Annotated in this window: 14 protein-coding genes; 13 read left to right on the top strand and 1 reads right to left on the bottom strand. The window is 39.8% G+C overall.

Annotated features, from left to right (window positions below):
• The 13 genes from P5G61_RS22205 (at position 1) to P5G61_RS22145 (ending at position 13568) form a co-directional block, all read left to right on the top strand.
• Positions 1-1236 (top strand): FtsZ/tubulin family protein, encoded by a 1236-nt coding sequence (locus P5G61_RS22205; protein ID WP_024634174.1) that lies wholly within the window; start codon positions 1-3, stop codon positions 1234-1236.
• 107 nt (positions 1237-1343) lie between these two features.
• The gene (locus P5G61_RS22200) at positions 1344-1832 is read left to right on the top strand and encodes a RusA family crossover junction endodeoxyribonuclease (protein ID WP_024634175.1); all 489 of its coding nucleotides are present in this window, start codon (positions 1344-1346) and stop codon (positions 1830-1832) included.
• A 381-nt stretch (positions 1833-2213) separates the two neighbouring features.
• A complete protein-coding gene (locus P5G61_RS22195) occupies positions 2214-3224 on the top strand; it encodes a replication-relaxation family protein (protein ID WP_024634176.1) in 1011 nt (336 codons plus the stop codon).
• Positions 3225-3255: 31 nt separating this feature from the next.
• Positions 3256-3651, top strand: coding sequence for a hypothetical protein (locus tag P5G61_RS22190; protein ID WP_024634177.1), 396 nt, complete (start codon positions 3256-3258; stop codon positions 3649-3651).
• A 458-nt stretch (positions 3652-4109) separates the two neighbouring features.
• On the top strand, positions 4110-5006 hold the full coding sequence (locus tag P5G61_RS22185) for a transglutaminase domain-containing protein (protein WP_052016863.1): 897 nt from the start codon (positions 4110-4112) through the stop codon (positions 5004-5006).
• A gap of 13 nt (positions 5007-5019) precedes the next feature.
• Positions 5020-5211: a hypothetical protein gene (locus P5G61_RS22180; protein WP_029881484.1), complete on the top strand. Its 192-nt coding sequence runs from the start codon at positions 5020-5022 to the stop codon at positions 5209-5211.
• Positions 5212-5381: 170 nt separating this feature from the next.
• A complete protein-coding gene (locus tag P5G61_RS22175; RefSeq protein WP_024634178.1) occupies positions 5382-5918 on the top strand; it encodes a putative metallopeptidase in 537 nt (178 codons plus the stop codon).
• Positions 5919-6353: 435 nt separating this feature from the next.
• Positions 6354-7574 (top strand): S-layer homology domain-containing protein, encoded by a 1221-nt coding sequence (locus P5G61_RS22170; RefSeq protein ID WP_024634179.1) that lies wholly within the window; start codon positions 6354-6356, stop codon positions 7572-7574.
• Positions 7575-7799: 225 nt separating this feature from the next.
• Positions 7800-9023: an S-layer homology domain-containing protein gene (locus P5G61_RS22165; protein WP_024634180.1), complete on the top strand. Its 1224-nt coding sequence runs from the start codon at positions 7800-7802 to the stop codon at positions 9021-9023.
• Positions 9024-9200: 177 nt separating this feature from the next.
• Positions 9201-9998 (top strand): hypothetical protein, encoded by a 798-nt coding sequence (locus tag P5G61_RS22160; protein WP_024634181.1) that lies wholly within the window; start codon positions 9201-9203, stop codon positions 9996-9998.
• Positions 9999-10040: 42 nt separating this feature from the next.
• Complete coding sequence (locus tag P5G61_RS22155) at positions 10041-10745, top strand: hypothetical protein (RefSeq protein WP_024634182.1); 705 nt, start codon at positions 10041-10043, stop codon at positions 10743-10745.
• 158 nt (positions 10746-10903) lie between these two features.
• Positions 10904-12049: a WG repeat-containing protein gene (locus tag P5G61_RS22150; protein ID WP_024634183.1), complete on the top strand. Its 1146-nt coding sequence runs from the start codon at positions 10904-10906 to the stop codon at positions 12047-12049.
• Between the two features lie 185 nt (positions 12050-12234).
• Positions 12235-13568 (top strand): IS3 family transposase gene (locus P5G61_RS22145; RefSeq protein WP_236642277.1). Its coding sequence is split into 2 segments (ribosomal slippage): positions 12235-12636 and positions 12639-13568, totalling 1332 coding nucleotides; the frame shifts between segments, so codons are not numbered across the junction.
• 555 nt (positions 13569-14123) lie between these two features.
• On the opposite strand, the gene P5G61_RS22140 is transcribed toward P5G61_RS22145, so the two are convergent.
• On the bottom strand, positions 14124-14474 hold the full coding sequence (locus P5G61_RS22140) for a zinc ribbon domain-containing protein (protein ID WP_024634186.1): 351 nt from the start codon (positions 14472-14474) through the stop codon (positions 14124-14126).
• Between the last annotated feature and the right edge of the window lie 4 nt (positions 14475-14478).

The raw sequence follows: 14478 nt of genomic DNA, 5'->3' as shown, positions 1-14478 counted from the left end.
ATGGTTGGTCTTAAATATGGATTTTTGGGTGTAGGTTTAGGAGGCACATCTATTGCAAGTGCCTGCGCAAGTATACGGACGAGTGTAAAAAACAATATGCAGCCATATAGTGCTTTTTTGGTCAATACAAATGAAGTGGATATGAATAAGATTCCGGATGCATCAAATGTAACAAAGTTCCTTTTAAAGGGATATGAAAAGGGTGCCGGTCGTGACATTGACTTGGGTGAGGAGGCATTTTTGACTCATAAAGAAACCCTTATTGAGAAGATCCAAAGTTATTTTTCGGATCGTGATTATGTCTTTTTGATGGTAGGAATGGGGGGAGGCACCGGCACTGGGGCCGTGATTGAAGCAGCTAAACTATTGCATGCGAATGGTTTCCAACGGCGGTTTAGTCTTGTTTTGACTCTTCCGCGAGACCAGGAAGGAAAGGTCGTTTTGGATAATGCAATCCAGCGATTGCAATTAATTGCTAGGGCAATGAAAGGGCTTGGTTCAATTATTCTAGTGGACAATCAACAATTGTTTGAGAATTACCTCCAGCATAACTCGAATGGAAGTGTCGAGGAGTTCCTGAAGTCATGTAATGAATACATTGCTGTTATGCTGCATGAAATGAATACGGTCACAAGTAGTTATAATCCTACGGGCCCGTTTCATTTTGATACTTCTGAATGGCTGAAGATACTTCAGACACCAGGAATCATGCTTGTCGGCAGAACGACTTTAGATGAGCGTTCTGTTGATGCAGAGAACGAAGGAACGTTCCTACCAAAGCTTAAACAATCCATTGAGGAAGGGGTTCTTAGTGGAGGTTATAATCTTGAAAATGCCGAAAGATGTGCCCTGAGCTTACTTGCTAGTCCAAGCGGTGCGAAGCGCATATTTACTATTGGTATGATGAATACATTAGAACAGCTGCTGATCACATATGCTCCATATGCGAACGAAAGACCTGTAGCAACTTACGGGGATCAAAATATTAAGCAACTTCATATCTATTCTGTATTCGCGGGTTTGTCTCTTCCCAATAGAGTATTACAAATAATTGAGAGTTCTAAAAAACTCGAAAGAAAAAATGAAGTGGTAGATGAAGCGTGGGCAGTCCTTCAAAACTATAGTGTGGTAACCAAGAAGACGAATGATGACTTGGAAACTCTATTAGGAACATCTACTGCTAAAAGGGATACTGAAAAGCTAACGAATGTACGTGATCCATTCGATTTTAACTAAACCTCAATACTGCCTCAGTAACTGTCTCTGTTACTGAGGCAGTATTGATTTAAAGGCTTGACTAGAATCTGTGTACTGCAGCAGTTACTGCGGCAATAGGAGGACACATGAAAATACTTCACGGAAATGTACCGGCTAATTCCGGAGAATTAAAAATTATTCCATCTTTAGATCAATGCGAATCTATTCTTCATTTTTCATTCCCGGGAGTGTTACCTCATTACCAAGTAGAGCATCGAGAAAAAAGAGAAATAAGACAGCATATTAGGAATTCAAAAGCATTCTATAGTGATGCTACTTTAGCATTGGTCGAAAGGTTGCCCTTCAGAATTAAATACGATCATGCACTCATTTACATCATTCAGTTTTTCCCCGATTTTGTTATTCGAGATTTTGATAATCGAGAACGTAAATATGTTCTAGATGCCCTTCGTTATGCTTCGGTCATAGGGGATGATAACTGGCGAAACATCTCAGTATGTGAATCTGGTGAATATGATTCTGGAAATCCCCATACTGAAATATTTATATCAAGTCACCAAAAAGCCGTCGAGATGTTCACCTACGTTCACCAATTCTGTATCAGTCCCGGTTGACGAGTTACATATCAGTACTATGTCAATCAATTAGGGGGATAGTACTGATATTCTCGTACTGATACGGAAAATAGGTCAACTGGTGAAAAAAATCGTTGTTATATCAGTGTTTTTGATCTGTCATTCTTTTGCATCTAGAGGTGAATGAAGACTGATATCAGATTCAACATGTTTTTGTAGGCACATCAAGGGATTTCTCCCTTGGTATAAGGTGAACAGGGAAAGGAAAAAGGAGGGGAGTATTCCTGCTGAAAGCAGGGATGCTATCCCTCCTTGCATTTAGGAATGATGAGAGAAAAACGACAGGTGCCTGAATTCCAATATTGCTGAGAGAACAAACCAAATCCATGTTTTAAGCAGATCATGAGGAGGTCTTTTTGTGTGAAGATTAAGAATCTAACGGAGAGGGACGTCAGAATCCTTCATGCTCTATTTCGGTATCGGACATTTACTACACCCCAGGTACATCGACTATTCTTTGAAAGTAACAAAAAAAGAGATTATTGCTGGCTAAGAATGTCTTACCTAAAAAGAGATGGATATATCATATCTAAACCCGTAGTCAATAACGGGAGAAAGGAAACAAATTCGTATTTTCTAACTACAAAGGGAGTGGAAGAGTTAAAGCAAAGAGGGCTAATCGACAAAACTACATTTGCTAAAGATCTGCAGCTATCGGGATTTCGAATGCTCCATGCCCAACAGGTTAATGAATTCCTTGTACAGTTGAAAGCTTACGGGTATGACTTGTGGGATAGCAGACTTGTAAAAAGTACTTTTGAACTTGATCGGAATAGTCTCATACAAGGTATGCTTATCTCACCGGACGAGAGAAAGTACGGACTGTACCTATTCACCACGGATCCTGAAGAAAAGACTTTGGCCAAGGTGATATCTGAGATTAAGAAGAACTTCTCTATAAAGTACTACCTTGTAGTGTGTACATCTGCTAAAGCCTTTACGGAATTTGAAAGTATGCTAAAAAAGGAAGAAACACGGATCAGATCAAGTGTAAGCTTGTTGCCATATGAGGATGCTCTACTTGCACTCAAAACCGTTGGAAATGAGAATCAGCGGATACAGTTATTCCAAGAGTTTGGCAGGGTTGAAAAAGTGGAACGTGGAGCGTTCCCATATACCGTTCAACACAACGGCGAAATGAAGTATGTTTGTGAAAATTTGCACAACAGTACAGGGGTCAGACGAAGATTGTCCTTATATACCCCCCACGAATACAAACGAGATGGGAAAAAGGTATTGATGCTGATCCGGAAAGGGTTTCTACAGGATCTCGAACAAGAGTTTAGGCACTACCCCCACGTTCAATTTGCTGTCATCCTCAAAAAGGATCTCGTAGAGAAAATCGAAAAGTGGGAAAACGCAACATTGTGAAAATAATCACTATAAGAGAGAGGTTTATGCTATGGAATTCAATGTATGGGTAGAGGAAGCTAACTTGAATCACAGTGAAGAGGCTTTTATCAAATTGATTCAAAAAATGCGTGATCTAAAGGACATGTATTTATTAATGAGTCCAAATAACAATGAGGCTCCATTCGTAGGGCAAGAGGATAACTACAACTGGATGTACATCTATACAAGTTATCAACAATTGGAGAGTAATGCACCTCTCATATTTGAAGACGGTACACAGTTGTACTATGTTTCTGTACCAACAACTGAGCTTCTGTCGTGGCTCGTCCAGCATCAAAGTCATGGGGTATATGGTGTGCGTATAAATGAGGGACCATTTGGATTCTGGATCTCCCTCCGAGATTTGGAAGGGATTATAATCGAAGAGGGGACCTCAAATGACTGAAAATTAATTTATGTCCCCCTGAACATAAAAGCAATAGATAGAACTGCTACGTCTATCGTGACTAGTGAGAGTTTACGATTCTTGAGATTATGTTTGGTATATCCTTCGGGCAAGTCAAACATATACAACAAGGAACAACTATGGTAGTATGTATTTCAAGAAATACACACGCGTTACGACAATACAAATGCACTCGTGAACGTATTTGATTACGAAGACGAACTAATGCATTTGCAAGGACGTAGTAATCTACGAATTTGTCGATCAGGTATGTACACCATCGGTGAAGATACCTCCGTTTAAGTACAGGATATGAATGATTACCTGGCTTAGCTGGCTATAAAACAATTTTCTTAGTTTACTCACAAAAATAATATATGGATTCAGAGAATCGAATTCCAATGGGATTCGGTTCTTTTTTTTATAAAGTTACCTATTTGAATTGAAGGAGAGATCACATGCTAAAAAGGATAACACAACTCTTATCTGTATTTTTTGCTGCTGGGGCTTTAACTCTGATGGTAAATACCATCGCTTTAGCCAGTGCCGCACCCATTCAAGTTCATTCCTATGATGAAGTTGATTCCCGCCTGCATGATGCAATGACTAATCACACTGAACAAATTCAGATGGAAGTATTTGCTCCAGCGACCGATATTAATAAGAGTATCGGGGACATTAGAGCAAAACTATACCACTTTGGTGATTACAGCGCCTTTACTCATAAATACATTTCGTGGGAGTGGGACAAATTTAGCTCAGAGCATTTTTCCATTACTTTTTCCATTACATATTTTGAAACTGCAGAACAGGCTGCGTATGTAGATCAAGTAGCAAGAAAAACCGTAAGTGAGATTACTACTCCTCAGATGGATGAGCACCAAAAAGTAAAAGTGATCCATGACTGGATCGTTAGTAAGCTGGAATATGACTACGACTTGAATCAATATTCCGCGTATGCCGGGCTAGTTGATCCCTACAAAACAGTTTGCCAGGGGTACAGCTTACTGGCTAGTAAGATGTTTGATTATGCAGGCATTAAGAACAAGATTATCTTTGGATATCTAAAAAATAACGAGAAAACGACACATAGTTGGAATTTGGTACAATTAGATGACTTATGGTACCACGTAGATTTGACGTGGGACGATACAAGCAATAGCTATACTTATTACAATTTAACCGACGAACAGATAAAACTGAGTCGGACTTGGAATCCTGAATATTATCCTGCTGCTAGCAGCGAATATCGGGAAGAGCTTAAAAAGAAGCATAAGGCCGGGAAGAATGGACTGGATTTCTTACGTCTTGGCCAACTATATCGAAGTATCTATAAACAATCAGTTAATGATTAATGGAGGAACAGGTATGACGAAGCAAGAGAAACTAGAGAAACAAGATATAATTAACCGGAACTTGAGTATCATTGATGAATTTCTCTTCAGTGATGCTCAAGATGATGAACTCAGAAGGAAAGCTATTAAGGATCTCATTGAAGAAAATATGCAACTAATAGATTTAACCTTCGATTCTGTGCCAGCAATGGCCAATGTAATTTAGTCATGGTGTTGGGTTACCCGGACAATTATATAGTCGAAGCGAACTCTTTATCTTAAATACAGCTAATCATGAGACAGTCTCACTTGCAGTAATGCATAGTGGGGCTGTCTTTTTTTGTATAAGTTGAACGAACTTTACTCTATTAAAAGTTAAAAAGGAGAGGATGAAAGATGGCAGCGGGCGCAACATTTACAACTTCGGAAGAAATCGATCGTATCGTTCAACAAGTAATTGAACGTGAAGAAGAGTTTAAGATATTGAGTGTCGCTCACATCCTAACACGCTTTCGAACGGGCACATGGTACACTAAAGGAAAATTGATTTATGCGAAAACGAAAGTATTATCCAGTTATGAGCGCTTTGAGCTCGACTCTGAAATACTCATTATGGTCAATAAGCAGGTATGGGAGCATCTCAATGACTCGCAGAAAGAAGCACTGATCTATCATGAGCTATGTCATATCGAAGCCTCTGTAGATAAGCATGGAGCGCCTAAGAACTCCCCCAAAGATGGCCGACCGATATATCGACTACAGAGCCACGACCTGGAGGAGTTTAAATTAGTCGTGGAAAAGTATGGTCTTTGGCGGCCTGATGCACAGGAATTCATGGATTCCGCGAAGAAAGGTGAACAACTAACCATGGACCTCGTTCAATCGGATAACAAACGGCCTGCAGGAAAGGTTATTCATCTAAGGGCCAATTGAGAAAAATGTTCAACCAATGTACGCTCCATTTTGAGGATAAACCCCCCATGCAAAGAGACAAGCATGGCATGATGTCTACTGTTGCCCCTCCTGGGGTATCTCAAATCCAAAGAGGGACGGCAGGCAATAATTCAAATAGCTCCTGTTGTTATCAAGCACTTTGTAAGTTATTAATTCATAGGCGCTCAGGTGGTGTTTTCACTTGGGCGTTTTTTGTTTGCTAGAAGTATTCCGATTCGAAAGGGGAAGAAGCAGAAAGCAGCATTTCTAAAGTCCACGATTGTTTTCAAAGCATATAGCTTTAGGGATAGTTCAACCGAAGTATTAGGTGCAAAAATAACCTTGATTTTCGCACGTAACATTTAACCGCTAAGCCCATGGAGACGATAATGTATATAGAGGGGTGTTAGAGCACCAATTAAAAGGAGAGAGTTCATGAAGAAACAGTTTATCAAAATCGCAGGAATAGCACTGGTAGCAGCGCTTGTGGTAGGTACGATGAACATCACGGCATCTAGAGTGCAAGCCGCTACAACTCAATTTTCCGACGTGGAATCGACCCACTGGGGCGCCAGCGCCATTACCAATGGCGTCTCCAAAGGCTATGTCGATGGGTATACAAACGGTACATTTAAGCCAGATGCCAGCGTCACACGAGCCGAATTCGTGAAGATGGTTGTTTCGGCCATGGAACTTGAAACCGTGCCATCAAGCGGTAAATGGTACACCGAGTATGTGGAAGCCGCAAGCCATGCCGGCCTGTACGCATCTGCTGATTTTAACAATAGCGAAGCGGCTTGGACGAAAGTGATGACACGCGACGAAATGGCTCGGGTTGCAGCTCGTGCAATTGGGGAAACGAGTAAGGAAGAGGACAAATGGATGTACCTCGCTACGAAAGCTGGTCTAATTAAAGGCGTCGGTATAGGGCAGATTGCTCCCAAAGGACTGACCACGCGTGCGCAGGCAATCGTTGTAATCGAACGTATTCTATCCAAGAACACCGGTGCTTCTCTTGAAGTCGATAAGTATGCGGTGGGAAGTGCTGAAATCGCCTGGCATGGTACGAATATTTTTACCGTGATGCCCGAAATGTGGGTAACAACGGAAAAGGATCTGAGACAAGCTAGAAAGAACTCTGTCGAAGAGATGTGGAACGAAGAACGTATGACGATCACGTCAAAAGATGGACTGTATCAAGCTAGGCTTGACGCACTTATCGCCATCGACCTTGCCGACCCCAACGATCCCAACCTTGGGTTGATTAAACCGATGAATACACTCAAATGGTTCAATAACACCACTAATAAGAATCTAATGGTCAAAGATCAGAAAAACAGTTATGTTCTCTATTTCAAGGGCGGAACGGTATTTAACAAAGATACTAAAAGATATAACCCTAATACAACAATTCAATTCCGGGTAGATGGATTTGGTAGTCCTGATCGCGATGCCTTTTTCGATAAAGGTGTGCTAAATGGAACAGCTAGTCTTTATCGCAGTAGCTATTTCGACGTCCCTGGCGTTATAATCCCCAAAACGGGAACTATTCAAAATTACAGCAATTTGGAGATCAGACTGCAAACCCCTGCAGGTGGATGGTGGTTTAGTCAAATCGTTCCTCTTAGTCTGCGAGGAAATCGCGACGACGTCTAATTCTTTCTTGTTTATTAACGAGTAGTATGTTGGGGTACATAAAAACGGACATGTTAATTACATGGCATCTCTTTTGAATTGAGCAATCTCAAAGGTTAGGGTGCGGACAAACTTCGGGTTTTAGCTTTCAGGAATGAGAAAAATGTGCTAAGCGGATGATGACGACAATGTATATAGAGGGGTGTTCTCCTAAATCCAAGAGCACCCATTAAAAGGAGAGAGTTGATGAAGAAACAGTTTATCAAAATTGCAGGAATTGCACTGGCAGCAGCGCTTGTGCTAGGTACGATGAACATCACGACACCTGGCGTGCAAGCCGCTACCACTCAATTTTCTGACGTGGAATCAAACCATTGGGGCGCTAGCGCCATTACCAATGGTGTCTCTAAAGGATATGTCGATGGATACACGAATGGTACATTTAAGCCTGACGCCAGCGTCACACGCGCGGAATTCGTGAAGATGGTCGTCTCTGCTATAGAACTGGAAACCACGCCATCAAGCGGTAAATGGTACACCGAGTATGTTGATGCCGCAAGCACAGCAGGCCTGTACGCATCTGCCGATTTCAATAATAGCGAAGCGGCTTGGACGAAAGTCATGACACGCGAAGAAATGGCTCGGGTTGCAGCTCGTGCGATCGGTGAAACGACCAAGGAAGAGGACAAATGGATGTACCTCGCTACGAAATCCGGTCTAATTAAAGGCGTCGGTATAGGAGAGATTGCTCCAAAAGGACTGACCACACGTGCGCAGGCGATCGTTGTAATTGAACGTATCCTATCCAAGAACACCGGTGCTTCCCTTGACGTCGATAAGTATGTGGTGGGTAGTGCTGAAATTGCCTGGCACGGTACGAATATCTTTACTGTGATGCCGGAAATGTGGGTCACTCCAGAATCCGATTGGAAACAAGCCGGAAAATCGTCGGTCGAAGATATGTGGAACGAGGAAGGTATGACCATCCTGTCAAAAGACGGACTGTATCAAGGTAAGCTGGACGCTCTTGTCGCTATTGACTTGGCTGATCCGAATGACCCGAACCTTGGGTTGATCACTCCGATTAATACACTCAAGTGGTACAATAACCGGCCTTCTATCACTAACCTGATGGTCAAAGAACAAAAAAATAGTTACGTCCTCTATTTTAAAGGCGGAACAGTCTATAACAAAGATACAAAAAAATATAATCCGTCACAGCTTCTACGGTACCGTGTAGATGGATTTGATAGTCTTGATCGCAATGCCTTTTTCCAAAAAGGTGTGCTGAATGCATCTGCTAGAGTTTATCGCAATGATCAAACTGACACGCCTGCCGAAATTATCCCCAAAATGGGAACTGTACAAAATAGCGATTTGGTAATTAGACTTCAAACACCAACAGGGGGTTCTTCAGTGAAAATATTTTGCTCCGTCTCAAAGGTAATCGGTAATATTCAATCAATTTAGAAAAAAGAAATCTTCGTATCCGTAAATGAAGAAATAAAATTATAGGTCTTTTGACCAGTATAGAAGAATGGTACAATTATCCTAAAATAATTAGATCTAAAGGGGGGATTCAAATATACTTGAGTCTCAGGAAGGTTACATAGAAATTAGCATTATAAACAGCTGAGGAGTGATTTTTTGAGTAGATTTCAAAATTCTTTTAAAATGTTCGCAGTATTAACACTAATCTTATCTGCTTCGTTGCAGTTTTCAGGGGCTGCAATCGCAACTGAAAAAAAATCCCAGAACACTAATGTTTATCATTCCATGGGGAAAAACGATCAAACCAAGCTTATACAGTTTCTATATCAATTCACCAATATTTACGAAGAATTAAAAATTGAGAAAGATAACGATGAAGATATTGTACGTTGGTTATATGACGGTATACATTCTTCGAACTTAAAATTTGCTCCTGAACTTGTAAAGGAGAAGAATAAGAAGTCATTCACAAAAGATGGAGACTTTTATTACACTCCATACCCGGCAAGCAAAGTAAATGCATTTCTTAAACGTACACTCGGATTTCAATTAGAAAAAAGAAACTACTACTCTTCAGATAAATTCTTGCTAATTTTGTATAAAAACAATAGCTATTATATTCTTGAACCTAATTACGGTGGAGGAGAGGAATTTACCGTAGCACAGCCTGATTATCTTTACTCAATAGGAAACAACAGATTTTATGTAAAATTTAAAAAGTACTCTTTTGCTTACGATACCTTTGAGGAAAGCGGGTTGAGTTATAAGTTAGCATTTAATCCAAAGCATACTTGGAGCAGTAAAGTTAAAGCTATGAGTTATGAAGAGAAAGGTGGATTTGCGGTTGTAGAGAAAGTGGTGTCCGGGAAGACTTTCAGTTGGAGGTTAGTCAGATTTAATGGAGATAGTAACGGATTAACAGATCAACAAATAAAAGAATTACAAAAAAAATAGCAGAACATCTCTCTAGTATGAGATCAAAAGGAGCTTTCTAATATGAAGCGTTTTGTTACATTATTCTTAATATTTCTTATGGTGTCTAGTTCAACCTCAGCTTATGCTGCTCAGCCTTCCTCGACATGGAAGAGTTCGTACAAAAAAATACTTAATAATTATTTGAAGTCCGAAGATTTCGGACAGGATAATGTCATTACTTTAGTTGATATTGATCAAGATGGAATCCCTGAGTTGTTTGCGGGTCAAGCATATCGAACAGTAAATCATGTGGACTTAGCATACACATTTAAAAATGGTAAAGCAGTTCCACTCAAACAATCTGGTCCTGGACTTTCAGAGGATGAAAGTGGAATAGGTTTTAATCTTGGCATGGAAGGGTTCAATAAAGGCCAAGTTAAAATTTTCGTGAATAAGAAAACAAATAAACAAACAGTGATAGTTAGAGATGGGGCAAGCAGCGCAATTGGTGCGGTTGTGGGTGAATATGCAATTAACCTACAAGGATCAAAAATAGTTAGTCAAGAGATCAGCGTTGCCAACTATTCCGAAGAAGTTGATGATGAGTTCACTTTTAAAGGAAAAAAAGTGAGTAAATCAACATTTGATAAAAATAGAATTAAATATTTTTCACAACTAAAGCAAAAACCTAGCAATGCTACTCATCTGGAGGGTTTATATGTAATAAACATGATTGATGCAGGGTGGTCAAATGATAAGATTATTAATAAGTTCTTAAAGTTATAGCCACTTGTGAATGGGAATACAGTTCGACAACTAGGATTGATTTTATCAATAACATCTACGTGTACGGATGCGTATATGTAGATGTAGATGTAGATGTAGATGTTTTACTTAAACGTCATCTTAGATAAATTAAAATGATTGAATTGGAGACCTGCTTAATGAAAAAAGTAACTAGTATATTTCTGTCTATATCAATATTATTTTTGTTAGTAGTTCCTATATCACATGCAAAGAATCTTAATACAGCTCCAGTTATTGAATCGGTATACGACAACGCAACAATATATGACGGTACACTTACTTTCAGTGAAGGGCTTGCATGGGTAGTCGTTGACTACAAAGCTGGTGTAATTAATACATCTGGTGATTGGATAGTTGAACCTAAATATGAATTTGATATTTATCGTCTTGGCTCTTATCGATTCAGTGAAGGACTTTCAAGAGTATATGATAAAAAATGGAAATTTATTAATACAAAAGGTGAAGTAGTCATCGAAACAAATTATCAATCAGTCAAAGATTTTAGTGAGGGACTGGCTGCTGTTAAAAAGAATAATTTATGGGGATTCATTGACCATAATGGTAAAGAAGTTATCAAACCTCAATACCAAGATATTGGTGGAATTCTAGGCTATTTGGGGGATGGGTCTGGAGGTTTTAATGAGGGATTAATTGCAGTTAAGAAAAATGGGAAATGGGGATACATTGATAAAAGCGGAAAAACCGTAATTAAATTTCAATATTACATAGCAGATAACTTTAATGAGGGTATTGCTCGTGTTTATCTTGATGAAAATACTAGTAGTAGTAATAGATACATTAACAAAACTGGAAAAATAGTTTTGACTAATGTTACCTCAGTAAAGTTCACAGAGGTCACAGATTTCCATGATGGACTAGCTATCATAGTGGATCCTTCAGGCTATTGGGGAGTCATCAATAAAAAAGGAAAGAAAATAGTTAAGCCGACTCATAGAAAAGAGTATGAAACCATATCTCCATTTAGTGAGGGTATGGCTGTTGTACAAACCGCTTATAACTACGGAAGTCTATATGGATCTATCGATAAAACGGGCAAACTCGTTATAAAACCTAAGTATAGTGATATGAAGGATTTCCATGAAGGTTTGGCTGTTGTCGGAAAAAAAATTAATGGCACTATATTGTATGGCTTTATTGATAAGACAGGAAAAGAAGTGATAAAACCCCAGTACGCTAATGCAGGAAGTTTTAATAGTGGATTAGCTCTCGTACAAGACAGTAGTACACTCAAATATGGATTTATTCATAATCCATTAAAATAATGTTTAATGGATTAAGGTAGTACAGATTTTGCTTAGAAGATAAAAAAGTATCATTCTCTCCTCAAAAATGTGAGTTAGAAGAATCCCTATTTAAACTGTACCCTATAGAGTAGACACTTTAAAAAAGTCTATCTATGGGGTATTTTTGTTGTATGCTACGAACGAGATGAGGACGGAGATTACTAATGAGCAAAAAAAAATTTACATCCAATGAAGTGAGACATCTTTCTACTAACCCCTATGTGAAGTCTGTATCGACGAAGGGAATCACATATACTGAAGCGTTTAAACAACTCTTTATTATATCGAGTCAACAAGGAAAGCTACCTAGAGACATTTTTGAGGCATGTGGGTTCGACGTTCAAATCCTCGGTATGACCCGAATTAAGGCTGCTGCTGGTCGGTGGAGAGCAAGTTATAAAGAGCAAGGAGATTTAGGTTTACACGATGCACGAGGCAAACATTCAGGAAGACCTCTAAAGCGAGAACTCACCTTGGAAGAGAAGAATGCGAGGCTCGAAGCGCAAATTCATTTGCTCCAAGCTGAGAATGAACTCTTAAAAAAGATTCGTCTGGCCGAACGGGGGTGGAACCACGAGTAAAGCTAACACCTAGTCTTCGATACAGGTTGATCAAAGCCGTGATCGAGAAATACCATCTACAGCGAATGGTAAGTTATCTTTGTGAAAGTACAGGTGTTTCTACAAGCGGATACTACCGATATTGGAGCGCTTCAGGCATTCGCGTGCGTACGCAGAAGGAACGGGTGGATGAGGAAATAAGTGTTCACGTCCGCCGAGCCTTCCAATTTAAAAAACGTAACAAGGGGGCTCGCTCCATCAAAATGACGCTAGAAGGGCAATTTCAGATCGTTTGGAATCTCAAGCGAATTCGAAGGATCATGAAAAAATATAATATCGTATGTCCCCATCGAAAAGCCAATCCATACAAACGAATGATGAAGGCAACCCACGAACATCGGGCGGTACCTAATTTGTTACAACGCAACTTTAAACAGAGCGTGCCTGGAAAGGTGCTTTTAACCGATATTACCTACCTCAATTATGGCAAAAGCAAGAGAGCTTATTTGTCCACCATTAAAGATAGTTCGACCAATGAGATTTTGGCTTATCACGTATCAGGACGAATGACCATGGATCTGGCGACTAACACATTGCTCCACTTACAGAAAAATCGCAGATTCAAGCGGAGTCAAGATGCCTTCATTCATTCCGATCAAGGAACCCACTACACGCATCCGGATTTTCAGGAGAAAGTGAAACGTATGGGTTTGGGGCAATCCATGTCCAGACGAGGAAATTGCTGGGATAACGCACCGCAGGAGTCGTTCTTTGGTCATTTTAAGGATGAAGTTTCCTTGAAGAACTGCACCACACTGGACGAAGTCAAACGAGAAATTAAAGCATATATGACCTACTACAACCACTACAGATACCAGTGGAATCTAAAAAGGATGACCCCTGTACAATACAGAGATCATCTTCTTGAAGCAACATAGGTCTTTTTTAGAAATGTCCTTTACATAGGGTACAGTTTAATTTATAGGGGTTCTTTTTTATTTTAGCATTAAGTCAGATATATTCCCGTATTTCGCTGGCAGTAACATATTAAGGCGGGCTAGAAAGGCGATATCTGGGATCTTTCTTTCTCCGTGATTTGTGAAGTTAGGAGAGCTCCCTCACTGAATGAAGATCAAAATATAGAATATCTGAGTAACCTGGAATTGTGGTGGATTAAAAAGTTTGAATTTGAGTATGGGAAAGTGAAAACTTACGCTCCAGCATCTGAAGGATCGATTTAACGATATGGTGGTTAGGCAAAGTACAGTTCCCCTTTGCTATCCCACTGATTAATATTTGGAGCAATATGCAGTGGATGATGTTCCAAGCCTGTACTCAGGTCCTTATGCTTGTTGGTTACCTATGATGGCCATTATCAACTCTTACTAGTGTCCCTTATTAGTAACAGCATAATCCGAAAGGGTACAATGAGATTCCAGGAGACAAAAATAGGAGCCAACGTGGCGGCTCCTAAACTCTCTGACATCTTCTTGTTAAGGTATCAACTGAGAGATGCCGTCTTCTAAAAACAGAATTACCCCCTCTAATCCAATATACAAAAAGCCGCATCCTGCTATGAAGCAAAAAATGATAGAACTCAAGACGGGATTTGATTTTCCGTATGATTCGCCGCAATGGGGGCATCTCTCAGCGTCTATTGATATTATTTTCCTACAGCCTTTACAGAACATTCTTGTTCGATTGTTTGAAGACTTACGCTTAACTACCTTATCCTTAAAATTAATAACCGTCATATAAAAGAACAAAATTGCTAATCCGAACGCAATTAAAAGCAAGCCTACTCCAAAGATCGTCCCTACAATATCTTTTATCCCTTCTAACATTCCA

This window comes from Paenibacillus vandeheii, assembly GCF_030433635.1.
GTDB classification, from domain to species: Bacteria; Bacillota; Bacilli; order Paenibacillales; family Paenibacillaceae; genus Paenibacillus; species Paenibacillus vandeheii.
This window is presented reverse-complemented; position numbering and strand designations above follow the sequence as displayed.

What these genes read in the sequence shown, in the direction of transcription:
- P5G61_RS22205 (WP_024634174.1), top strand. Translation starts at nt 1, where the DNA reads ATGGTTGGTCTTAAATATGGATTTTTGGGTGTAGGTTTAGGAGGCACA.
- P5G61_RS22200 (WP_024634175.1), top strand. Translation starts at nt 1,344, where the DNA reads ATGAAAATACTTCACGGAAATGTACCGGCTAATTCCGGAGAATTAAAA.
- P5G61_RS22190 (WP_024634177.1), top strand. Translation starts at nt 3,256, where the DNA reads ATGGAATTCAATGTATGGGTAGAGGAAGCTAACTTGAATCACAGTGAA.
- P5G61_RS22185 (WP_052016863.1), top strand. Translation starts at nt 4,110, where the DNA reads ATGCTAAAAAGGATAACACAACTCTTATCTGTATTTTTTGCTGCTGGG.
- P5G61_RS22180 (WP_029881484.1), top strand. Translation starts at nt 5,020, where the DNA reads ATGACGAAGCAAGAGAAACTAGAGAAACAAGATATAATTAACCGGAAC.
- P5G61_RS22175 (WP_024634178.1), top strand. Translation starts at nt 5,382, where the DNA reads ATGGCAGCGGGCGCAACATTTACAACTTCGGAAGAAATCGATCGTATC.
- P5G61_RS22170 (WP_024634179.1), top strand. Translation starts at nt 6,354, where the DNA reads ATGAAGAAACAGTTTATCAAAATCGCAGGAATAGCACTGGTAGCAGCG.
- P5G61_RS22165 (WP_024634180.1), top strand. Translation starts at nt 7,800, where the DNA reads ATGAAGAAACAGTTTATCAAAATTGCAGGAATTGCACTGGCAGCAGCG.
- P5G61_RS22155 (WP_024634182.1), top strand. Translation starts at nt 10,041, where the DNA reads ATGAAGCGTTTTGTTACATTATTCTTAATATTTCTTATGGTGTCTAGT.
- P5G61_RS22150 (WP_024634183.1), top strand. Translation starts at nt 10,904, where the DNA reads ATGAAAAAAGTAACTAGTATATTTCTGTCTATATCAATATTATTTTTG.
- P5G61_RS22140 (WP_024634186.1), bottom strand. Translation starts at nt 14,474, where the DNA reads ATGTTAGAAGGGATAAAAGATATTGTAGGGACGATCTTTGGAGTAGGC.